The sequence below is a fragment of the Pseudomonas sp. S06B 330 genome (assembly GCF_002845275.2).
Lineage (GTDB): Bacteria > Pseudomonadota > Gammaproteobacteria > Pseudomonadales > Pseudomonadaceae > Aquipseudomonas.
The window spans coordinates 490,822-512,034 of record NZ_CP088149.1 but is presented as its reverse complement, the minus strand read 5'-3'; the positions used below and the strand labels follow the sequence as shown (position 1 = coordinate 512,034).

At 59.8% G+C, this 21,213-nt stretch carries 20 protein-coding genes; 10 read left to right on the top strand and 10 right to left on the bottom strand.

From position 1 onward, the window contains the following. Positions 1-13 precede the first annotated feature (13 nt). From etfA to CX511_RS02400, 5 genes are all read right to left on the bottom strand, one after another. Positions 14-1,237, bottom strand: a complete 1,224-nt coding sequence (etfA, locus tag CX511_RS02420) for an electron transfer flavoprotein subunit alpha (RefSeq protein WP_101293389.1) — start codon at positions 1,235-1,237, stop codon at positions 14-16. Then, positions 1,237-3,186: a dimethylglycine demethylation protein DgcB gene (gene dgcB / locus CX511_RS02415; protein WP_045180740.1), complete on the bottom strand. Its 1,950-nt coding sequence runs from the start codon at positions 3,184-3,186 to the stop codon at positions 1,237-1,239. Before dgcB ends, etfA begins: the two co-directional genes overlap by 1 nt. A 154-nt stretch (positions 3,187-3,340) precedes the next feature. After that, complete coding sequence (gene dgcA, locus CX511_RS02410) at positions 3,341-5,401, bottom strand: dimethylglycine demethylation protein DgcA (protein ID WP_045180741.1); 2,061 nt, start codon at positions 5,399-5,401, stop codon at positions 3,341-3,343. Between the two features lie 15 nt (positions 5,402-5,416). Next, complete coding sequence (locus tag CX511_RS02405; RefSeq protein WP_101293390.1) at positions 5,417-5,947, bottom strand: DUF5943 domain-containing protein; 531 nt, start codon at positions 5,945-5,947, stop codon at positions 5,417-5,419. 75 nt (positions 5,948-6,022) lie between these two features. Continuing rightward, a complete protein-coding gene (locus tag CX511_RS02400; protein WP_045180745.1) occupies positions 6,023-7,000 on the bottom strand; it encodes a dipeptidase in 978 nt (325 codons plus the stop codon). 252 nt (positions 7,001-7,252) lie between these two features. Between CX511_RS02400 and CX511_RS02395 the strand changes: the two genes are divergently transcribed. Both CX511_RS02395 and CX511_RS02390 read left to right on the top strand, forming a co-directional pair. After that, positions 7,253-7,654, top strand: coding sequence for a lysozyme inhibitor LprI family protein (locus tag CX511_RS02395; protein ID WP_045180747.1), 402 nt, complete (start codon positions 7,253-7,255; stop codon positions 7,652-7,654). An 18-nt stretch (positions 7,655-7,672) separates the two neighbouring features. Beyond that, complete coding sequence (locus CX511_RS02390; RefSeq protein WP_045180749.1) at positions 7,673-8,092, top strand: DUF3010 family protein; 420 nt, start codon at positions 7,673-7,675, stop codon at positions 8,090-8,092. Here CX511_RS02390 and CX511_RS02385 read toward each other — a convergent pair. Beyond that, a complete protein-coding gene (locus CX511_RS02385) occupies positions 8,079-9,038 on the bottom strand; it encodes a GlxA family transcriptional regulator (RefSeq protein WP_045181256.1) in 960 nt (319 codons plus the stop codon). The genes CX511_RS02390 and CX511_RS02385 overlap by 14 nt on opposite strands. Before the next feature lie 171 nt (positions 9,039-9,209). Between CX511_RS02385 and choX the strand changes: the two genes are divergently transcribed. The 5 genes from choX (at position 9,210) to CX511_RS02360 (ending at position 13,109) form a co-directional block, all read left to right on the top strand. Further along, a complete protein-coding gene (gene choX, locus CX511_RS02380) occupies positions 9,210-10,154 on the top strand; it encodes a choline ABC transporter substrate-binding protein (protein ID WP_045180752.1) in 945 nt (314 codons plus the stop codon). 73 nt (positions 10,155-10,227) lie between these two features. Then, complete coding sequence (cdhC, locus tag CX511_RS02375) at positions 10,228-11,112, top strand: 3-dehydrocarnitine:acetyl-CoA trimethylamine transferase CdhC (RefSeq protein WP_045180755.1); 885 nt, start codon at positions 10,228-10,230, stop codon at positions 11,110-11,112. Between the two features lie 15 nt (positions 11,113-11,127). Then, the gene (locus CX511_RS02370; protein ID WP_045180758.1) at positions 11,128-12,093 is read left to right on the top strand and encodes an L-carnitine dehydrogenase; all 966 of its coding nucleotides are present in this window, start codon (positions 11,128-11,130) and stop codon (positions 12,091-12,093) included. A 13-nt stretch (positions 12,094-12,106) separates the two neighbouring features. Then, positions 12,107-12,583, top strand: coding sequence for a thioesterase family protein (locus CX511_RS02365; RefSeq protein WP_101293391.1), 477 nt, complete (start codon positions 12,107-12,109; stop codon positions 12,581-12,583). A gap of 265 nt (positions 12,584-12,848) precedes the next feature. After that, positions 12,849-13,109 carry a hypothetical protein gene (locus tag CX511_RS02360; RefSeq protein ID WP_045180763.1) on the top strand — a complete coding sequence of 87 codons (261 nt, stop codon included), beginning with the start codon at positions 12,849-12,851 and terminating at the stop codon, positions 13,107-13,109. 97 nt (positions 13,110-13,206) lie between these two features. Here CX511_RS02360 and gbdR read toward each other — a convergent pair whose 3' ends face one another. Both gbdR and CX511_RS02350 read right to left on the bottom strand, forming a co-directional pair. Next, entirely contained in the window at positions 13,207-14,310 is a 1,104-nt protein-coding gene (gbdR, locus tag CX511_RS02355; protein ID WP_028942254.1) for a choline metabolism transcriptional regulator GbdR, read from the bottom strand. A gap of 400 nt (positions 14,311-14,710) precedes the next feature. Next, entirely contained in the window at positions 14,711-16,087 is a 1,377-nt protein-coding gene (locus CX511_RS02350) for an L-serine ammonia-lyase (protein ID WP_101293392.1), read from the bottom strand. Positions 16,088-16,537: 450 nt separating this feature from the next. Between CX511_RS02350 and CX511_RS02345 the strand changes: the two genes are divergently transcribed. The 3 genes from CX511_RS02345 to choV all read left to right on the top strand — a co-directional run bounded on the left by CX511_RS02345 (position 16,538) and on the right by choV (position 19,575). Continuing rightward, entirely contained in the window at positions 16,538-17,485 is a 948-nt protein-coding gene (locus tag CX511_RS02345; RefSeq protein ID WP_045180772.1) for a choline ABC transporter substrate-binding protein, read from the top strand. A gap of 66 nt (positions 17,486-17,551) precedes the next feature. After that, positions 17,552-18,400 carry a choline ABC transporter permease subunit gene (gene choW, locus CX511_RS02340; protein WP_177327748.1) on the top strand — a complete coding sequence of 283 codons (849 nt, stop codon included), beginning with the start codon at positions 17,552-17,554 and terminating at the stop codon, positions 18,398-18,400. Beyond that, positions 18,397-19,575, top strand: a complete 1,179-nt coding sequence (gene choV, locus CX511_RS02335) for a choline ABC transporter ATP-binding protein (protein WP_045180778.1) — start codon at positions 18,397-18,399, stop codon at positions 19,573-19,575. The genes choW and choV overlap by 4 nt, the downstream gene beginning before the upstream one ends. Before the next feature lie 109 nt (positions 19,576-19,684). Here choV and hisF read toward each other — a convergent pair whose 3' ends face one another. Further along, positions 19,685-20,455 (bottom strand): imidazole glycerol phosphate synthase subunit HisF, encoded by a 771-nt coding sequence (gene hisF / locus CX511_RS02330; RefSeq protein ID WP_045180781.1) that lies wholly within the window; start codon positions 20,453-20,455, stop codon positions 19,685-19,687. A gap of 10 nt (positions 20,456-20,465) precedes the next feature. Further along, positions 20,466-21,203: a 1-(5-phosphoribosyl)-5-[(5-phosphoribosylamino)methylideneamino]imidazole-4-carboxamide isomerase gene (hisA, locus tag CX511_RS02325; protein WP_038605771.1), complete on the bottom strand. Its 738-nt coding sequence runs from the start codon at positions 21,201-21,203 to the stop codon at positions 20,466-20,468. Positions 21,204-21,213: the final 10 nt, after the last annotated feature.

Here is a 21,213-nt window from a genome sequence, read left to right as displayed (position 1 = left end):
ATTGCCCCTGCCCTTATGCCGCATCGCGCTTGGCGTCGTTGCGATAGTTTTCCACAGCCTCGATCAGCGCCTGCAGAATCGCCGCACTGTCACCGATTACCGACAAATCGGCACGTTTGATCATGTCGCAGCCCGGGTCCATGTTGATCGCCACCACTTTGTCGCAGGCGCCAATGCCCTGCAGGTGCTGGATCGCCCCTGAGATACCCACAGCGAGATAGACCCGAGCCGTAACCCAGGTTCCAGTGGCGCCGACCTGACGGTTGCGCGGCATGAAGCCGTCATCCACAGCCACCCGCGATGCGCCCTCAGTGGCACCGAGGACAAGGGTGGCGCGGTGGAACAGGTCCCAATCCTTGACGCCGTTACCGCCAGATACAATAAATTCAGCTTCGGCCATGGCGATGGCTGCCGGGTCGACAGCGACCGGACCGAGGTCTTCAATACGTGGCAGGCTGCGCGCGACGCTTGTGGATAACTGTTCAGGCAAGGCTTCATGGCGGGTTTCGCTGACCGGCTCGGCACATTCGGCTGCGGCCAGAATCAAGCGTGGCAAGCCACGAATGAGGTCTTGCTGCCCAGCGCCAGCGCGACCACTGCATTGTCCATCCTTGACTTGCCATACCCTGGTCGCTGGACGCTCGCCGAGCGCCGCAGCAAAACGCCGCCCCAATTCGCCGCCGCCGGTGCGACTGTCGGGCAGCAGCCAGTGGCGCGGGTTGAACTGGTTATCCACAGCACGCAGCCCCTGCACCAGTTGCTCCGGTGCATAACCTTCAAACTCATCCCCCTCAATGACCAGCAAGCGATCAACACCGGCTTTGGAAAAGTTGTTTTCCTTGTGCTCGCCAAACACCACGGCCAACACCGCGCCGTCACTACCGGCCAGACTATGAGCCAGGCCCAGCAGATCACGGTCGTGGCTGCCCAAGCGACCGCCGACCATGTCCGGCACCACGGCAATGTAGAACGCCGGTTGTGGCACTTGGTGCAGCGGTAATTCCACCACCGCAGCGGCACTGCGCTTGTTGCTGGTGCCCTGCTGGGCACCGCTACGGTCAATACGCTTGATGCCGTTAGGGCCGATAAAACCTACCCCGTGCGGGTTCTTGCGCACAACGCCGTTGGGTCCCATCCAGCTGTGCTGCTGAGTTTGCTGCATGGCCGCATGCAGCGGGTGCAGGCGGTTACGGGCAATCCACTCGGCGCGTGGGTCACGGCGAATAATGTCGCTCATCAGTGCACCTCCGCAGGTTCACGCTTGGCAGGTGCGGGTTTGCTCGCTGGGGCCTGCTCTTCAAGCAGGGCATCGGCAACCAACTCGGCCAGATCCTTGATCAATGGCCGTGGCTCAACCACGCCTTCGAGCATCGCCGTGCACTGCGGACAACCGACTGCAACCAGCTCGGCGGCAGTCTCGCGGATGTCCTCCATACGCATGTCCGGAATCCGCTGCTTACCAGGAATGTCGGTGATCGGCGCACCGCCGCCACCGCCGCAGCAGCGAGAGCGAAAGCCCGAACGCTGCATCTCTTTCACTTCAATGCCCAGGGCACGTAGGACTTCCCGGGGTGCTTCGTATTCACCGTTGTAACGGCCCAGGTAGCAGGGATCGTGATAGGTGACGCTGCCACCTTTATGCTGGCCAAGATTCAGCGCGCCCGCGGCGATCAATTCGGCGATGTAGGTGCTGTGGTGCTGCACTAAGTACTCGCCGCCAAAGGCGCCGTATTCGTTCTTGAGCACATGGAAGCTGTGCGGATCGCAAGTGACGATGCGCTTGAAGCTGTACTTGGCCATGCTCTGAATATTGCGTTTGGCCAATTGCTGGAAGGTCGCTTCATCGCCCAAACGACGAGCCACATCACCACTGTCGCGCTCTTCCAGACCGAGCACGGCGAAGTCCACTTGGGCCGCTTTCAGTACTTTGACGAAAGCGCGCAAGGTGCGCTGATTACGCATATCGAAGGCGCCGTCACCGACCCAGAACAGCACGTCGGTGGTTTTGAGGTCGCTGAGCAGATTCAGGTTAAGGTCGGCTGCCCAGTTCATCCGTCCACCTGGGGCAAAGCCGCCTGGGTTGTCGGTGGCGATCAGGTTATCCAGCACTTCAGCGCCTTTGTTTGGCGTGGCGCCTTTTTCCAGGGTCAGGTGACGGCGCATGTCGACGATGGCATCGACGTGCTCGATCATCATCGGGCATTCCTCCACGCAGGCGCGGCAGGTGGTGCACGACCACAGGGTTTCGGCATCGACCAGGCCGTTGACGATCGGTTGGTGCGGATTGCCGCCATGTTCGCCGATGGGTTTGCCTGGGTAAGGGCTGCCGGCAAACTTGGCATCAGTGCCGCCAGCCAGGCCAACGACCATGTCCTGGATGAGTTTTTTCGGGTTCAGCGGTTGTCCGGCAGCAAAGGCTGGGCACGCTGCTTCACACTTGCCGCATTGCACACAGGCGTCAAAACCGAGCAACTGGTTCCAGGTGAAGTCCTTGGGTTTCTCCACGCCCAGCAGTGCTTGCGGGTCTTCCAGATCAATGGGTTTGAGGCCAGTCGAACGCCCACCGCCGAAACGCTCGGCACGGCGGTGCCAGGCTAGGTGCAGAGCACCGGCAAAGGCGTGCTTCATCGGCCCGCCCCAGGTCATGCCGAAGAACAATTCGGATACCCCCCAGAGCACGCCAAGGCCCAGCAAGGCGACCAGCAGCCAACCACCAAAACCTTCAGGCAGAATTCCGGCCACTGGCAAGGTCGCGATGAAGAAGCTTGCGGCGAACACCAACAGGCTTTTCGGCAAGCGCATCCACGGCCCTTTTGACAGACGCGAAGGTGGGTTGAGTCGACGCTTGTAGACGAACAGTGCGCCACCAAACATCAATACAGTAGCGAACAACAACGCATAGCCGAGGATCTTGTTGTGCAGGCCGAAACCGTGCACCAGGATCGCCAGCACCGCTGCCAGGACAAAGCCACCGGCGGTAGCAACGTGAGTGTTGGCCATGTATTTGTCACGGGCGACCACGTGGTGCAGGTCGACCATATAGCGCCGTGGCATGGCCAACAGGCCGCCAAGCAGGTCGACCTTGGATGGCCGACCTTGACGCCACATCCGCACGCGCCGCAAGGCGCCGAGGACAGCAAGGCCCAAGGCGGCGAACAGGAGGATGGGAAGCAGGGTGTTCAACATGGGAAGCTCCCAAAAGGCACCTCAGTGCCTTGCCAGGGGTTCACTGTGGGAGCTGGCCTTGCCAGCGATGCAAACACCGCGCAACAGCAAATAGTGCGCTGATCCCATCGCTGGCAAGGCCGGCTCCCACAGGAGTAGTAGCAAGCCGTCTGCCCTAGAAATCCTTACATAGGCGCAAGGCGTCATAGATCGCGGCATGTGTGTTGCGCTGCGCTACGCAGTCGCCGATGCGATACAGCAGGTAGCCTTCGCCCGATTGACTGAGGATTGGCTGCGGCTGGATCGCGAACAGTGCCTCGACATCAATTTGGCCTTTGTTGCGCGAACCTTCCTTGAGCCCGTAGTAGAGCGCTTCGTCCGGCCGTACACCGTTCTCGATCACTACCTGGTCGACCACCCGCTCCTCTTTGGCGCCGGTGTATTCGTTTTCCAGAACTGCCACCAGCTTGTCACCCTCGCGGTAGACCTTTTCCAGTGCCAGGTCGCCGGTCATGATCACTTCTTTGGGGTACATGCTGCGGTAGTAAGTCGGGAACGAAGTGCCACCAATGGCCACACCCGGCTTGATGTCGTCGGTGACGATCTCGACCTGGCTACCTTTGTCGGCGAGATAGTCGGCCACTGACATTCCGGTGAACTCACAAATGGTGTCGTAGACCAATACGTTCTTGCCCGGTGCGACCTTGCCGTCGAGCACGTCCCAGCTGCTGACCACCAGCCCCTCGGCGGCGCCCCAGTGCTCGTTCTGCTCCAGGAACGGATGCCCGCCCACGGCCAGCACAATCACATCAGGGCGTAGGTCCCTGATCGTGTCGATGTCTGCGGCAGTGCCCAGGCGCAGATCGACCTTCAGGCGCGCCAGCTCCAACTGGTACCAACGGGTAATACCGGCAATCTGATCACGCTGCGGCGCCTTGGCAGCGATGCTGATCTGTCCGCCAATGGCGTCCTTCTTTTCGAACAGCGTCACGTCGTGGCCACGCTCGGCCGATACCCGGGCCGCTTCCATTCCGGCAGGGCCTGCACCAACCACCACCACCTTGCGCTTGGGCCCGGTGGTTTTTTCGATGATGTGCGGCACACCCATGTATTCACGGGAGGTGGCAGCATTCTGGATACACAGGACATCCAGGCCCTGGTACTGGCGGTCGATGCAGTAGTTGGCACCGACACATTGTTTGATCTGGTCGACCTGGCCCATCTTGATCTTGGCAATCAGGTGCGGGTCGGCGATATGTGCGCGAGTCATGCCGACCATGTCCACGTAGCCGCCTTCAAGGATGCGCGTGGCCTGGTTCGGGTCTTTGATGTTCTGCGCGTGCAGCACTGGAACTTTGACCACTTCCTTGATCCCGGCCGCCAGGTGCAGGAACGGCTCCGGTGGATAACTCATGTTGGGGATAACGTTGGCCAGGGTGTTGTGGGTATCGCAACCTGAGCCAATCACCCCGAAAAAGTCGAGCATGCCGGTGGCGTCGTAGTACTTGGCGATTTCCTTCATGTCCTCGTGGCTGAGACCATCGGGATGGAATTCGTCACCACAGATACGCATGCCCACGCAGAAGTCTGCGCCGACTTCTGCACGCACAGCCTTGAGCACTTCCAGGCCAAACTTCATCCGGCCCTCAAAACTACCGCCCCATTCGTCCGTACGCTTGTTGACACGCGGGCTCCAGAATTGGTCGATCATGTGCTGATGCACGGCCGACAGTTCGACGCCGTCCAGGCCACCTTCTTTGGCCCGACGGGCTGCTTGCGCGTAATTGCCAATCACCCGCCAGATTTCCTCCGGCTCGATGGTCTTGCAGGTAGCACGGTGCACGGGTTCACGAATACCCGAAGGCGACATCAGGGTCGGCCAGTTGAAACCGTCCCAACGCGAGCGACGGCCCATGTGGGTAATTTGAATCATGATCTTGGCGCCGTGCTTGTGCATGGCATCAGCAAGATTCTGAAAATGCGGGATGATCCGGTCAGTAGACAGGTTTACCGAGGCCCACCATTCCTGCGGGCTATCGATGGCGACCACCGAAGATCCACCACAGATGGCCAGGCCTAATCCGCCCTTGGCTTTCTCTTCGTAGTATTTGACGTAGCGCGCGGTGGTCATGCCGCCGTCAGTGGCGTAGACCTCAGCGTGCGCAGTGCTCAATACCCGGTTACGGATGGTCAGTTTGCCGATCTGGATCGGCTGGAACATTGCTTCGAAAGCCATGGCAGGATCCTCGACTTACAACGGCTTGACGATGAACAGGCCGTCGTCGTGGCCTTCTTCCGAACCGCCGTAGACCTGCTCGGCGACCGTGCGAATCGTGCTGCCACGGGCGGCCAGAATCTGGTCCATGGCGCCGGCGAACCAGCCGGTGAACATGTAGTCAACCTTGCGTCCGACCTTGCCGTAGACGTAGACGAATGCCGAGTGCTCAAGCTTGACGCTGGCAGTGCCCTTCTCCAGGTCGATATCCTGAATCTTGAACAGACCCCAGCCGCGCTGCGACAGGCGTTTCATGTAGTGCTCGAACACTGCAACGCCTTCCAGGCCGTGGCATTCGGCCTCCTTCTCGCACCAGTGCCAGGCGGACTTATAGCCGGCCTTGTAGAGGATCTCGGCATAGGCATCAGCGCCCAGTACTTCCTCGATACCCATGTGGTTGTTGACGAAGAAATGCCGTGGCACATAGAGCATTGGCAGGGCATCACTGGTCCAGACACCGGTCTCGCTGTCGACTTCGATAGGCAATTGCGGGGCGATCTTGGCCATGGAAACTGAACTCCAGAAAATTAGGTTGGCTGCCCCTGCGCCTGTGGCCGGGGCTGGAAGACGGTTACTGGCGGCTTACTCGCCCCAGACATCCTTGAGCACGTTGACCCAGTTCTCGCCCATGATCTTGCGCACCACGCGCTCGGAATGGCCGCGCTTGAGCAGGGTTTCAGTGAGGTTGGGGAACTCGCCCACGGTGCGGATGCCCAGTGGGTTGATGATCTTGCCGAAGTTGGTCAGGCGCCGGGCATAGCCCTTGTCGTGGGTCAGGTACTCGAAGAAGTCCTGGCCATGGCCCTGGGTGAAGTCGGTACCAATGCCGATGGCGTCTTCGCCAACGATGTTCATGGTGTATTCGATGGCCTCGGCGTAGTCATCGATGGTCGAATCGATGCCTTTGGCCAGGAATGGCGCAAACATGGTCACGCCGACGAAGCCGCCATGGTCAGCAATGAACTTGAGCTCTTCATCGGACTTGTTACGCGGGTGCTCTTTAAGCCCGGAGGGCAGGCAGTGGGAGTAGCACACCGGCTTTTTCGATTCGAGGATGACTTCTTCGGAGGTCTTGGACCCGACATGGGACAGGTCGCACATGATGCCCACGCGATTCATCTCGGCAACGATTTCACGACCGAAGCCCGACAGGCCACCGTCGCGCTCATAGCAGCCGGTGCCGACCAGGTTCTGGGTGTTGTAGCACATTTGCACGATGCCTACGCCCAGTTGCTTGAACACGTCTACATAGCCGATCTGGTCTTCAAAGGCGTGAGCATTCTGAAAACCAAAGAGGATGCCGGTTTTACCCAATTCCTTGGCCTTGCGGATGTCGGCAGTGCTGCGCACCGGCATCACCAGGTCGCCGTTCTCGCGTATCAGTTTCTGGCTGGCAGCAATGTTGTTGACCGTGGCCTGGAAACCCTCCCAGACCGACACCGTGCAGTTGGCCGCAGTCAGGCCACCCTTGCGCATGTCTTCGAACAGCTCGCGGTTCCATTTGGCAATGATCAGCCCGTCGATAACGATGCTGTCGGCGTGTAACTCGGCTGGGCTCATCAGGCTGTCCCCTTTATTGGTAATACCTGCGCCGAATCGTCTGCCGGCGCTTTGGGGCCAGCATATGCCTAGGGGCCAGGTCGCCCAGATGCAAAAACGACAGGGGAATTGCCGAAAGCGTCAAACCGCGACAAAGGGCCGTGGCAAGTTTCATTCGAAGGGCAATAGCCGTTGCGGCTACCCTGTTCTTTGCCATAGCGCTGAGCGAGAATCGGCGCCCATATACCCACGGGTTTTTAGAGAATGTCGCAGATGAGATCGATGGTAGGCTTGGTCCTGGTGTTGTTGGCGTTCGGTGCTCATGCAGAAGAAGACGAGAACACCCCGTGCGACAACGTTGAACCCGATCAGCAAACCTACGCGTGTGCACTGTACAGCCGCCAGACCGCCGAGCGCGAACTTGATGCGGCCTTCAACGACCAGCTCGAACGCATCAAAGAGCAATACCGCGGCCAGACGACGCAAATCACCGAACTCAGCCAGCGCCTGCGTGACGCCGAAGCGATCTGGAAACAACTGCGCGATGCCGATTGCAAGGTCGAAACCTATGGCCAACCCCCCGGTAACAGCGCCTTTGAAACCGCGCAGAACACCTGCCTGGCCCAACGCAGCGACGATCGTTCGGAATACCTACAATCGCTCGGCCTGCAATAACCCCATCCCGAGGTATGAATGAAAGTCTGCGGAATCGAAATCAAAGGCAGTGAAGCCCTGTTGGCCGTGGCCACGCTGGACGCCGGGAACCTGGTCCATTTATCCCTGGCAACGAAAAAAATTGCTCTGGAAGACGACGAGCTGGCAGACAACGTGAAAGCCTTCGCCAGTCAAGCCCGGCACTTTATTGCTGAACACGGCATCAGCCACCTGGCAATCAAGAAACGCAGTAAAAAAGGCGATTTCGCAGGCGGTCCGACTACCTTCAAGATCGAGGGCGTGTTGCAGCTGCTGGATAACTGCGAAGTTGAGCTGGTTTCACCACAGACCGTCAGCGCTCAGGCGAAAAAGCACAACCTTGAGTTACCTGGCTCGCTGAACAAGTACCAGCACGAGGCCTACAAGAGCGCCTGCGCGCTGCTGCTCAAGCGCCGCTAAGGCTGGCGGCCCCGGCCTTACGGTCCTCCCGGGGGCAACGCTCGAATCGTCCCCGGTAGCAGCGGGTGAAATACGACGCCGACTCGAATCCGCAGGCAATGCTCACCTCCAGCACGCTCATGTCGGTCTGGCGCAGCAGTTGCCGCGCCTTGTCCAGCCGCAGACGCAGGTAAAAGCCGCTTGGGGTTTCGTGCAGGTATAACCGAAACAGGCGCTCCAATTGGCGCCGGGTAATCTGCACGGAATCAGCCAGCACCAGCGTGTTGAGCGGTTGCTCGGTGTTGCGCTCCATCTCGCCGATGACCTGCACCAGCTTCTTGTTGCTGATGCCATAGCGTGAGGCGATCTGCATGCGCTGATGGTCCTGGCGTGGGCGAATGCGCCCGAGCACAAACTGCTCGGACACTTGGATCGCCAGCGCCGGCCCATGAGCCTGGGCGATCAGGTCGAGCATCAGGTCGATGGATGCCGTACCACCGGCCGAGGTAATACGTCGTCGATCCACTTCGAACAGCTCCTGAGTCGCCAGCAGCTGCGGGTAAGACTCCTTGAACGCTTCCAGCGCTTCCCAGTGCAGGGTTACCCGGTGCCCTTCGAGCAAACCGGCTTCGGCCAAAACCACGGCGCCGGTATCGATGCCGCCGATCACTACGCCTTCGTGATCGAGTTTGCGCAGCCAATGCTGCAGCGCCGGGCTGAAGCTGCCCAACGGCTCAAACCCGGCCACCACCAGCAAGGTTGCACCCTTTGCCAAGGGTTGCAGCGCGCCATCGACATTGACCGACATACCATTACTGGCCTGCACCGCCCCACCCTCTATGCTCAACACCTGCCAGCGGTATAACCCGCCGCGAAAGCGATTAGCCACCCGCAGTGGCTCGATCGCCGAGATGAAGCCGATGGCAGAAAAACCGGGAAGCAATAGAAAGTAAAAATCCTGGGGCATAGCGAACGACTCGACGGCCACGGGTCTGCGGTTAATACCCTGCAGGTCGCCACTGTGCAAGTGCTGGTCGCCAGGGTGCGTATTTTCCCATGGCTGTACGCGTAGTTTGATCAGCACGGCACGCAGAGGCCGCCCCCTATAACAATTAGAACTGCCGTTGGAGGAGCCACCATGAACAGATTGATCAGCCGTAGCCTGCTGACGCTCGTCGGTACCGCAATCCTCAGCACCAACGTATGGGCCGCAGAGCCGGCCGTTTGCAAGAACGTACGCCTCGGCGTGGTCAACTGGACCGATGTCATGGCCACCAGCGCCATGACCCAGGTCCTGCTCGACGGCCTGGGCTACAAGACCAAGCAGACCAGTGCCTCGCAACAGATCATCTTTGCCGGTATCCGCGATAACCGCCTGGACATGTTCCTCGGCTACTGGAATCCGATCATGACCCAGACCATCACGCCGTTCATTACCGCCAAACAGGTCAAAGTACTCGAGCAACCGAGCCTCAATGACGCCCGCGCCACCCTCGCCGTGCCCAAATACCTGGCGGATAAGGGCCTGAAAACCTTTGCCGACATCGCCAAATTCGAGAAGGAGCTGGGCGGCAAGATCTACGGCATCGAACCCGGCTCCGGCGCCAACACCCAGATCAAGGCAATGATCAGCAAGAACCAGTTTGGTCTGGGCAAGTTCCAGCTGGTCGAATCCAGCGAGGCCGGCATGCTCGCCGCCGTCGATCGTGCTGTGCGGCGCAAAGAAGCCGTAGTGTTCTTCGGCTGGGCGCCCCATCCAATGAACGTCAACATCGACATGGCTTACCTGAGCGGCAGCGAAGACGCCTTAGGCCCGGACGAAGGCCGCGCCACGGTGTGGACCGTCACTGCCCCGGACTACGCCGAGCGCTGCCCGAACGCCAACCGCCTGCTCAGCAACCTGAAATTCACCGCCGAAGACGAGAGCCGCATGATGCAGCCGCTGCTCGATCATAAAGACGCCTTGGCCTCCGCCCGCCAATGGCTCAAGGATCACCCCGAAGACCAGAAGCGCTGGCTTGAGGGGGTGACCACATTCGATGGCAAGCCCGCCGCCGAAAACCTGCAACTGACTGCCAACTGAACCCAGCAAACCTGATGCCTTCGTCGCCTGCCGTGACGACGAAGCGAGCCACGACGCCTGAAGGAAACCGCACATGAACCATGACGTCATCATCACCTGTGCACTGACCGGTGCCGGCGACACCGCCAGCAAGAGCCATCTGGTACCGGTCACACCAAAACAAATCGCCGAAGCTGCCGTGGAGGCGGCGAAGGCCGGGGCAACCGTCGTTCATTGCCATGTCCGCGATCCGCAAACCGGGCGTTTCAGCCGCGATGTCGCCCTGTACCGCGAAGTGATGGAGCGCATCCGCGAGTCCGACGTGGACATCATCGTCAACCTCACCGCGGGCATGGGTGGCGACCTGGAGATTGGCCCGGGCGAAACACCGCTGGAATTCGGCGCCGGTACCGACCTGATTGGCCCGCTGGAGCGCCTGGCCCATGTCGAAGCGCTGCTGCCAGAAATTTGCACCCTGGACTGCGGCACCCTCAATTTCGGCGACGGCAACAGCATATATGTATCGACCCCAGCCCAACTGCGTGCTGGCGCCAAGCGCATTACCGAGCTTGGGGTCAAAGCCGAGCTGGAAATCTTCGATACCGGCCACCTCTGGTTCGCCAAGCAGATGATCAAAGAAGGATTGCTAGACGATCCGCTATTCCAGCTGTGCCTGGGTATTCCCTGGGGCGCACCGGCCGACACCGCCACGATGAAAGCCATGGTCGACAACCTGCCCGCCGGGGTGACCTGGGCAGGCTTCGGCATCGGTCGCATGCAAATGCCCATGGCCGCGCAAGCAGTACTGCTCGGCGGCAACGTGCGCGTGGGTCTGGAAGACAACCTGTACCTGGACAAAGGCGTGCTGGCCAGCAACGGCCAGTTAGTCGAGCGTGCCACAGAGATCCTCAGTCGCCTTGGCGCACGGGTCCTGACCCCTGCCGAAGGCCGCGTAAAAATGAACCTCACCCGTCGCTGATTGCTGGAGCCAATAATGAGCTTTATTACCGAGATCAAGACATTTGCTGCCCTGGGCAGCGGCGTGATCGGCAGTGGCTGGGTTGCCCGAGCCCTGGCTCACGGCCTGGATGTCATCGCCTGGGACCCAGCACCCGGCGCCGAAGCGGCCTTGCGCAAGCGCATCGCCAACGCCTGGCCAGCCCTCGAGCAACAGGGCCTGGCACCAGGGGCGTCACAGGCTCGTCTGCGGTTTGTCGCCACCATTGAGGAATGCGTGCGCGATGCCGACTTCATTCAGGAAAGCGCCCCCGAACGCCTCGACCTCAAGCTCGACCTGCACAGCAAGATCAGCGCCGCAGCCAAGCCGAATGCGCTGATAGGCTCAAGCACCTCGGGCTTGTTGCCCAGTGAGTTCTACGAGTCCTCGACTCACCCCGAGCGCTGCGTGGTCGGCCACCCGTTCAACCCGGTGTACCTGCTGCCGCTGGTAGAAATCGTCGGCAGCAACAAGACTGCGCCAGAGGCAATCGAGGCGGCGAAAACCGTCTACACCAACCTCGGCATGCGCCCGCTGCATGTGCGCAAGGAAGTCCCTGGTTTTATCGCCGACCGCCTGCTCGAGGCGTTGTGGCGTGAAGCCCTGCACCTGGTCAACGACGGTGTGGCAACCACCGGTGAGATCGACGACGCCATCCGTTTTGGCGCGGGCTTGCGTTGGTCGTTCATGGGCACGTTCCTCACTTACACCTTGGCCGGTGGCGATGCCGGCATGCGTCACTTCATGGCCCAGTTCGGCCCAGCGCTACAACTGCCCTGGACCTACCTGCCAGCACCGGATCTGACGGATGGCCTGATTGACGCCGTGGTCGAAGGTACCAGTGAACAGCTGGGTGAACGTAGCATCAGCGCGCTGGAGCGCTATCGTGATGATTGCCTGCTGGCAGTGCTTGAGGCGGTAAAAACCACCAAAGCCAAGCACGGCATGGCCTTCAGTGATTGACCGGAGTTCAGCGATGCCCGCATTGATCACCTACCAAACCCCAGTCCAGGCGGACTGGGTGGACTACAACGGGCATCTGCGCGATGCCTTCTATCTGTTGATCTTCAGTTATGCCACTGATGGCTTCATGGACCGCATAGGTCTCGATAGCGACAACCGAAGCGCCAGCGGCAACTCGCTGTTCACTCTGGAGTGCCACCTGAACTACCTGCACGAAGTAAAGCTCGGCACCCAGGTATGGGTACAGACACAGGTAATCGGCTTTGATCGCAAACGCCTGCACCTGTATCACAGCCTGCACCGTGAGGGTTTTGACGAGGCACTGGCGGCCAGTGAGCAGATGCTCTTGCATGTAGACTTGGCTGGACCACGCTCGGCACCGTTTGCAACAAAGGTGGTGGAGCAGCTGCAGGCCATTGTTGATGAGCAGGTTGACCTGCCAGCAGCCGAATTTGTTGGACGCGTGATCGGCCTTGCCGCGACGCATTGATCAGCAGACTTTCAGGCAAAAAATGGCCCCGGAGCCGTGACGCAACCGGGGCCTAGCGTGAGCATCCACATGCGTGAAGCGGAGGGTGACCAAACCTTCCTGTTACTGTGCATGGCCTCAGTTTGCCGCCTCCTTCACACCTCGGTTTGCCCGAAAACGACCTGTTCTTAGGTAAAGCAGCCATCGCGACATTCTGTTCTTGCCGCCCTGCACCTGTGCCCACAGAATCGACTGACGATCACACCTGCAAACAAGGACAACAGCCATGATGCACGCGGATTTGATTGATCAAGACGACCTACTGGGGCAACTGCGCGCCCTGGGTTTCGAGATGCCAGCCGACGCCAGTGCCGACCAGGCCTGCGAATGTGCGGTGCGGGGGTTAAGTGAACCGCGGGCCAAGGCCTTGAAGGGCATGGTGGAGCAGATATACACCAGCAATGCGACCATCCTGCCGGCCGTGCGCCAGGCCATCGAAAAGCAGCTGCTGCCGGCGCTCGCGCAATTCAACAGTACTCGCGGCTGACCCCATCGCTGGCAATGCCAGCTCCTACAGGTTTTGTGCACACCCCCAAACCTGTGGGAGCCAGTCTCGCCGGCGATAAGGCCCAACGCGCTTTCAGCTACAACCGCACACTGGCAAATGTCGACTCATTGCGCGCCTGGCTCAATGCCGACATTGGCCCCGCCAGCGGCGACAACACCAAGGCCTGCGGAATCGGCATCATTGCCACCTGCTGGGCGGTATTGGAGCCCACGCGCTCGTCACGCGGCGGAATGCCAAAGTACTCGCGATAGCACTTGGAGAAGTGCGGCGTGGAGACAAAGCCGCACACCGAAGCCACTTCGATAATCGACATCGGCGTCTGCTTGAGTAGTTGCCGGGCACGAATCAGGCGCAGCTTCAGGTAATAGCGCGACGGCGAGCAGTGCAGGTACTTCTGGAACAGGCGCTCAAGCTGGCGACGCGACACCGCCACATACACTGCCAGCTCATCAAGGTCGATCGGCTCCTCCAGGTTGGCTTCCATCAACGCGACGATTTCCTGCAACTTCGGCTGGTTGGTGCCGAGCATGTGCTTGAGCGGCACACGCTGGTGATCCTGCTCGTTACGAATACGTTCGTAGACGAACATCTCGGAAATCGCCGCCGACAGTTCGCGGCCATGATCACGGCTGATCAGGTGCAGCATCATGTCCAGCGGCGCGGTGCCTCCGGAGCTGGTAAAGCGGTTACGGTCGAGGGTGAACAAGCGGGTACTCATGCTGACCCGTGGGAAGGCTTCCTGCATCGCCGCCAGGCATTCCCAATGCACGCTGCAATCAAAGCCGTCGAGCAAGCCGGCGCAGGCCAGCGCCCAACTGCCGGTGCATACCGCCCCCAGACGCCGCGACTGACGGGCCTGGCTTTGCAGCCAGGTTACGTGCTCACGGGTCACGGTGCGTTGAATACCGATACCGCCGCAGACGATCACCGTATCCATCGCCGGTGCCTTGTGCATGGCCGCGTCCGGGGTGATCTGCAAGCCGTCGCTGGCCCAGACCTGACCGCCATCCACACTCAATGTGCTCCAGCGATACAGTTCACGACCGGACAGCTGGTTGGCCATGCGCAGCGGTTCGACCGCAGACGCCAGGGAAATGAGAGTGAAGTTATCCAGCAGCAGAAAGCCGATAGATTGTGGTGTGCGGTTTTGGGTTGGGGTCCCGGAGTTGTACGACGTCATCGCGGTATCTCCTCACACAATGCAGGTTGCGCCTCAGGCAGGCGCGGGCTTTTTTTGTCACGGCCCCGATTCGAATGCAGGGGCTTTGCCAATCACAACGCAAATGCCATGCCTGAAATTGAATGGGCATTCAATAAAACCCAAAAACGACGTCGCGCAGCGTCTATATTGCCGCTGTTGCGAGGCGCAGTGATAAACGCAAACCGCCGGGCTAGCGCCGGTGCTTGGGCGACATGAGCAATTCGGTAGCACTTGTGGGAAGGATGCCCAGAAACGACATGCGCAAGTGTCACCCCAGGCGCCAAGCACTGGGGTAACAGGGGTTTAAACAAAGGGTGTCGAGCCGTGCGCTAAAAGGTGGCACAGCTACCTTTAGCGGGCATAAATGGCGCAGCTCGATTCAGCACTCGATGGCATTGACCGCCAAACCACCGCGCGAGGTTTCTTTGTACTTGTCATGCATGTCGGCGCCTGTGTCGCGCATGGTACGGATCACCCGATCAAGCGAAATGAAGTGCTCACCGTCGCCACGCAGGGCCATCTGTGCGGCATTGATCGCCTTCACGGCGGCAATCGCATTGCGCTCGATACACGGCACCTGGACCAGACCGCCGACCGGGTCGCAGGTCAGCCCCAGGTTATGTTCAAGACCGATCTCCGCGGCATTCTCCAGTTGCCCCGGCGTTGCCCCCAGTACTTCGGCAAGGCCTGCAGCCGCCATGGCGCAGGCCGACCCGACCTCACCCTGGCAACCGACCTCGGCACCGGAAATCGATGCATTCTTCTTGCACAGAATGCCCACCGCCGCCGCGCCGAGGAAAAAATCGACCACACAGGCTTCGCTGACTACATCGCTAAAACGCATGTAGTAATGCAGTACCGCCGGAATGATCCCCGCCGCGCCGTTGGTCGGTGCAGTGACCATGCGCCCGCCCGCTGCATTCTCCTCATTGACGGCCAGGGCATAGAGATTGACCCACTCCATGGCACTCAAGGTGGAGCCGATCACATTGGGCTTGTTCAGCTCCTGCAGGCTGCGGTGCAGCTTGGCCGCCCGGCGTTTCACATTCAGTCCGCCAGGAAGAATGCCTTCATGTTTCAGACCGTTTTCAACACAGTCCTGCATGGCGCGCCAGAGCGTGAGCAAACCGGCGCGAATCTCTTCTTCGCTGCGCCAGACTTTTTCGTTCTCCATCATCAATTGCGACACACGCAGGTCGTTTTGCTTGCACAGTTCCAGTAGCTCTACCGCGCTATTGAAATCGTAAGGGAGCACGGTGTTATCAGCGTCCAGTACGCCGCTGGCAGCCTGGGCTGCATCAACCACGAAGCCACCCCCGACCGAGTAATAGGTATCGCGGTGCAGCTCGCCGTTAGCGCCTTCGGCGATCAGGGTCATGGCATTGGGATGGTAGGGCAGGTTTTCGTCGAGCAGTCGCATGTCACGGCCCCAGATAAAGTCGACTTCGAGTCGGCCATCAAGCAGCAACGTCTCTGTTTCGCGCAACGTGGCGATGCGCAGACCAATCTGCGACGGGTCGATAGCGTCCGGCCACTCCCCCATCAGGCCCATGATCACTGCATTGTCGCTACCGTGACCGATACCGGTGGCCGACAGCGAGCCGTACAGGCGTACTTCGATGCGCTGCACCTGCTCCAGCTCGCCACGTTCACGTAGCCCTTGAACGAACAGCGCCGCTGCCCGCATCGGGCCAACGGTATGAGAGCTGGAAGGGCCGACGCCGATCTTGAACAGGTCGAACACACTGATGGCCATGCCACCTACCTCCTGATTGAGCAGCCACCCCCAAGCCCAGCCAAGGGCGGTGCAACTGCTACGCTAAATAGGCGGCAATCCGCCGAATTCGCGCATCATCAGGCTTTTAAGCGCACGTCTGACGTCTGCAACCGACGCGTTCTTGCTCAGCAACGCCGCCAGCTGTCACCCACGTTTGTGTGCCGTTTTTTTGCGGTGCAGAAGCGCCGAAAGAGCGATTACGAGGTGGGATAAATCTGTAAACGACCTCATCGACACTGGATGCGACCCTGTCTGTACTGGATACGACGCGCCCTGTAGGCGTTTGATTTTCGCTGTTAGATGATCGGTATCGACTCGATTGCACGGCACCTGTCCCGCTATCGCCCGATAGTCAGGTCCGACCGAATGCAAATCATAAAGCACGGCGGTCCCGTGGGACGTCCGAAAAAAACATCAGGAGTCCATCGAATGAAAGGTTCACCTTCGCTGTTGCTGACCGCGCTACTGAGTTTGCCGGTTCTGGCACAGGCCGCAGAGCCCGAACAGTGTCACACCGTCAATTTCTCCGACGTCGGCTGGACCGACATCACCGTCACCACTGCGGTCACCAGCGTGGTGTTGCAGTCGCTGGGCTACAAGACCAAAACCACCATGATCTCGGTACCGGTGACCTACAAGTCGCTGGCCGACGGCAAGAACATGGACGTGTTTCTCGGCAACTGGATGCCGACCATGGAAAACGACATCAAGCAGTACCGTGATGCCGGCACGGTGGAAACCGTGCGAGCCAACCTTGAGAACGCCAAGTACACCTTGGCTGTCCCTGAAGCGCTCTACAACAAGGGCCTGAAGACCTTCGCCGACATCCCCAAGTTCAAGAAGGAACTGGACGGCAAGATCTACGGCATCGAGCCGGGTAACGACGGCAACCGCACCATCCAGAGCATGATCGACAAGAACGCCTTCGGCCTTAAGGACGCTGGATTCAAAGTGGTCGAATCGAGCGAAGCCGGCATGCTCTCGCAGGTCGATCGCGCTCAACGCCGTGGTACCGATGTGGTGTTCCTGGGCTGGGAACCGCACCCGATGAACACCCGCTTCAAAATGAAATACCTCGACGGTGGCGATGACTTCTTCGGCCCCGAATACGGCAAGGCCACCGTGCTCACCAATACCCGCAAGGGTTACGTGCAGGAATGCAGCAACGTGGGTCAGTTGCTGAAAAACCTGTCCTTCACCCTGGACATGGAAAGCACCCTGATGGGCAACGTCCTGGACGACAAGATGAAACCCGACGCAGCCGCCAAAGCCTGGCTGAAAAACAACCCTCAGGTACTCGAAACCTGGCTGGCAGGGGTTACCACCGTTGACGGCAAACCGGGCCTGGAGGCGGCCAAGGCCAAACTGACGCAGTAAGCACCACCTGCGGCGGGTTCGTCCCGCCGCAGGCTGTCTTCAATCTTTTGCAGGTGGACGCTCGCTATCATGCTGATCGATGAAAAAATACCTTTGGGCCAGTACATCGCAGGCTTCGTTGACTGGTTGACGCAACACGGCGCCAACTACTTCGATGCCTTCGCTGAAGCACTGGAATTGATGATTCATGGCGTGACCGGGGCACTGACCTGGTTCAACCCTTTCGTCCTGATCGGCCTGATCGCAGTCATCGCACACCTGATCCAGCGCAAATGGGCGCTGACCGCTTTCTGCGTGCTGTCTTTCCTACTGATCCTTAACCTGGGTTACTGGCAAGAAACCATGGAGACCCTGGCCCAGGTGCTGTTCGCCACCATGGTCTGCGTGGCCATCGGCGTGCCTTTGGGCATTCTTGCTGCGCACAAGCCGATGTTTTACACCGCCATGCGCCCGGTCCTGGACCTGATGCAGACGGTCCCTACCTTTGTCTACCTGATCCCGACCCTGACCCTGTTCGGGCTGGGCGTAGTCCCTGGGCTGATCTCGACGGTGGTGTTCGCCATCGCCGCACCGATCCGCCTGACGTACCTGGGCATCTGTGATGTGCCTCAGGAACTGCTCGACGCGGGCAAGGCGTTCGGTTGCTCACGCCGCCAATTACTCTCGCGCATCGAACTGCCTCACGCCATGCCGAGCATCGCCGCTGGGGTCACCCAGTGCATCATGCTGTCGCTGTCGATGGTGGTCATCGCCGCCCTTGTAGGTGCCGACGGTCTGGGCAAACCTGTGGTCAACGCACTCAATACTGCCGATATTGCCCTGGGCTTTGAAGCGGGACTGGCAATCGTGCTGCTGGCGATCATGCTCGACCGTATCTGCAAACAACCCGACGCACCGGTAAGGAGTGAAGCATGAGCATTATTCGCTTCGAAGACGTAGACGTTATCTTCTCCAGCCGACCGCGTGAGGCCCTCAGCCTGCTTGATCAAGGCCTTTCGCGGGAGCAGATCCTGAAGAAAACCGGGTTGGTAGTCGGCGTTGAAAAGGCCAACCTGGATATCAACAAAGGCGAGATCTGCGTGCTGATGGGCCTGTCCGGATCGGGCAAGTCGAGCCTGCTGCGCTGCATCAATGGCCTCAATACTGTTAGCCGCGGCAAATTGTTCGTTGAGCACGAAGGCTCACATATCGACATCGCCCACTGCACCCCGGCGGAACTGAAGATGATGCGCACCAAGCGTATCGCCATGGTGTTCCAGAAGTTCGCCCTGATGCCTTGGCTGACGGTGCGCGAAAACATCAGCTTCGGCCTGGAAATGCAGGGGCGCCCGGAAAAAGAGCGGCGCAAGCTGGTCGACGAAAAGCTTGAACTGGTGGGTTTGACCCAATGGCGCAACAAGAAGCCTGATGAACTCTCAGGCGGCATGCAGCAACGCGTTGGCCTGGCGCGCGCGCTGGCCATGGACGCCGATATCTTGCTGATGGACGAGCCTTTCTCCGCCCTCGATCCGCTGATCCGCCAGGGCCTGCAAGACGAACTGCTGGAGCTGCAACGCAAACTGAGCAAAACCATCGTCTTCGTCAGCCACGACCTTGACGAAGCCCTGAAGCTGGGCAGCCGTATCGCGATCATGAAAGACGGCAAGATCATCCAGTACAGCAAGCCTGAAGAGATCGTACTCAACCCTGCCGACGAGTACGTGCGTACCTTCGTCGCCCATACCAACCCGCTCAACGTGCTGTGTGGTCGCAGCCTGATGCGCACCCTGGACAAGTGCAAGCGGATCAACGGTTCGGTGTGCATCGATCCAGGTGGTGACTCGTGGCTGGATCTGGCCGAAGGCAACACCATCAAAGGCGCACGTCAGGGCGCCAATGGCATGGACCTGCAGAACTGGGCGCCAGGTGAAGCGGTAGAAGGGTTGGGTCGCAAACCGACCCTGGTCAGTGCCAGCATCGGCATGCGCGAGGCGCTGCAGATCCGTTACCAGACCGGAAACAAGCTAGTGCTGCAGGAAGGGAATACTGTGGTGGGGATTCTGGGTGACAGCGAGCTGTATCACGCCCTGCTGGGTAAAAATCTCGGCTAAACGCATCGCCCTTTGTAGCCGCTGCCGACAGGCTGCGATCGACTGCATGGCAGTCGCCACCTACGGCCGCTTCGCGCCCGATCGCAGCCTGCCGGCAGCGGCTACAGCTTCAACGTACGACGATACCTTGCTTGGCCATGAAGGCCTTGGCTTCCGGCACGGTGTACTCACCGAAGTGGAAGATGCTCGCCGCCAGCACTGCGCTGGCGTGGCCTTCGATGATTCCGTCGGCCAGATGCTGCAGATTACCCACACCACCTGAAGCAATCACCGGAATGCCCAAGGCATCGCTGATCGCTCGGGTTACACCGAGGTCAAAGCCGTTCTTCATGCCGTCCTGATCCATGCTGGTCAGCAGGATCTCACCGGCACCCAGGCCTTCCATCTTCTTCGCCCACTCCACCGCGTCCAGGCCAGTCGGCTTGCGACCGCCATGGGTGAAGATTTCCCAGCGCGGGGTTTCGCCCGGGCCGGAAACCTTCTTGGCATCGATGGCAACCACGATGCACTGCGAACCAAAGTGCGCGGCGGCTTCGCCGACGAACTCAGGGTTGAACACGGCAGCTGTGTTGATCGAAACCTTGTCTGCACCAGCATTGAGCAGGTTGCGGATGTCCTGCACGCTACGTACACCACCGCCTACAGTCAGCGGGATGAACACCTGGCTGGCCATGCGCTCGACGGTATGCAGGGTGGTATCGCGGCCATCGACACTGGCGGTGATATCGAGGAAGGTGATTTCGTCAGCGCCCTGTTCATCGTAGCGCCGGGCGATTTCTACCGGGTCACCAGCATCGCGGATGTTCTCGAATTTAACGCCCTTGACCACGCGGCCGTTGTCCACGTCCAGGCAAGGGATGATGCGCTTGGCCAGTGCCATGTCGGAGTCCTCAGCCTTTATAGCTGTCGCAGAAGGCTTGCGCCTCAGCAACATCCAGGGTGCCTTCGTAGATGGCGCGGCCGGTGATCGCGCCGATGATGCCCGGCGCTTTGGCGTCGAGCAGGGCCTTGATGTCACCCAGGTTGTGGATACCACCAGAGGCAATGACCGGGATCTTGGTAGCTGCGGCCAACGCTGCGGTGAACGGTACGTTGCAGCCCTGCATCATGCCGTCTTTGGCGATGTCGGTGTAGACAATGGCCGAGACGCCGTCAGCTTCGAAGCGCTTGGCCAGGTCGATGACCTGTACCGAGCTGACTTCAGCCCAGCCGTCGGTGGCAACAAAACCGTCTTTGGCATCCAGGCCGACGATCACTTTGCCTGGAAAAGCGCGGCAAGCTTCAGCCACGAACTCAGGCTCTTTCACCGCTTTGGTACCGATGATCACGTAGCTGACGCCAGCTTTTACGTAGTGCTCGATAGTTTCCAGCGAACGGATGCCGCCGCCGATCTGGATCGGCAGGTTCGGGTAGCGCTTGGCAATGGCGGTAACTACCTCGCCGTTGACCGGCTGGCCTTCGAAGGCTCCGTTGAGGTCAACCAGATGCAGACGGCGGCAGCCGCCTTCGACCCACTTGGCGGCCATGCTCACCGGGTCATCGGAAAATACCGTGGAATCTTCCATGCGGCCCTGGCGCAGACGTACGCAGGCACCGTCTTTAAGATCGATAGCGGGGATAATCAGCATCTGCAAAACC

Excerpts from the sequence above, each read along its gene's own strand:
- dgcA (WP_045180741.1), bottom strand. The coding sequence starts at position 5,401 with ATGGCTTTCGAAGCAATGTTCCAGCCGATCCAGATCGGCAAACTGACC.
- choV (WP_045180778.1), top strand. The coding sequence starts at position 18,397 with ATGAGCATTATTCGCTTCGAAGACGTAGACGTTATCTTCTCCAGCCGA.
- CX511_RS02400 (WP_045180745.1), bottom strand. The coding sequence starts at position 7,000 with ATGAGCCCAGCCGAGTTACACGCCGACAGCATCGTTATCGACGGGCTG.
- dgcB (WP_045180740.1), bottom strand. The coding sequence starts at position 3,186 with ATGTTGAACACCCTGCTTCCCATCCTCCTGTTCGCCGCCTTGGGCCTT.
- hisF (WP_045180781.1), bottom strand. The coding sequence starts at position 20,455 with ATGGCACTGGCCAAGCGCATCATCCCTTGCCTGGACGTGGACAACGGC.
- gbdR (WP_028942254.1), bottom strand. The coding sequence starts at position 14,310 with ATGACGTCGTACAACTCCGGGACCCCAACCCAAAACCGCACACCACAA.
- cdhC (WP_045180755.1), top strand. The coding sequence starts at position 10,228 with ATGAACCATGACGTCATCATCACCTGTGCACTGACCGGTGCCGGCGAC.
- CX511_RS02345 (WP_045180772.1), top strand. The coding sequence starts at position 16,538 with ATGAAAGGTTCACCTTCGCTGTTGCTGACCGCGCTACTGAGTTTGCCG.
- CX511_RS02390 (WP_045180749.1), top strand. The coding sequence starts at position 7,673 with ATGAAAGTCTGCGGAATCGAAATCAAAGGCAGTGAAGCCCTGTTGGCC.
- choX (WP_045180752.1), top strand. The coding sequence starts at position 9,210 with ATGAACAGATTGATCAGCCGTAGCCTGCTGACGCTCGTCGGTACCGCA.
- CX511_RS02405 (WP_101293390.1), bottom strand. The coding sequence starts at position 5,947 with ATGGCCAAGATCGCCCCGCAATTGCCTATCGAAGTCGACAGCGAGACC.
- CX511_RS02365 (WP_101293391.1), top strand. The coding sequence starts at position 12,107 with ATGCCCGCATTGATCACCTACCAAACCCCAGTCCAGGCGGACTGGGTG.
- CX511_RS02385 (WP_045181256.1), bottom strand. The coding sequence starts at position 9,038 with ATGCCCCAGGATTTTTACTTTCTATTGCTTCCCGGTTTTTCTGCCATC.
- CX511_RS02360 (WP_045180763.1), top strand. The coding sequence starts at position 12,849 with ATGATGCACGCGGATTTGATTGATCAAGACGACCTACTGGGGCAACTG.
- CX511_RS02350 (WP_101293392.1), bottom strand. The coding sequence starts at position 16,087 with ATGGCCATCAGTGTGTTCGACCTGTTCAAGATCGGCGTCGGCCCTTCC.
- etfA (WP_101293389.1), bottom strand. The coding sequence starts at position 1,237 with ATGAGCGACATTATTCGCCGTGACCCACGCGCCGAGTGGATTGCCCGT.
- hisA (WP_038605771.1), bottom strand. The coding sequence starts at position 21,203 with ATGCTGATTATCCCCGCTATCGATCTTAAAGACGGTGCCTGCGTACGT.
- CX511_RS02395 (WP_045180747.1), top strand. The coding sequence starts at position 7,253 with ATGAGATCGATGGTAGGCTTGGTCCTGGTGTTGTTGGCGTTCGGTGCT.
- CX511_RS02370 (WP_045180758.1), top strand. The coding sequence starts at position 11,128 with ATGAGCTTTATTACCGAGATCAAGACATTTGCTGCCCTGGGCAGCGGC.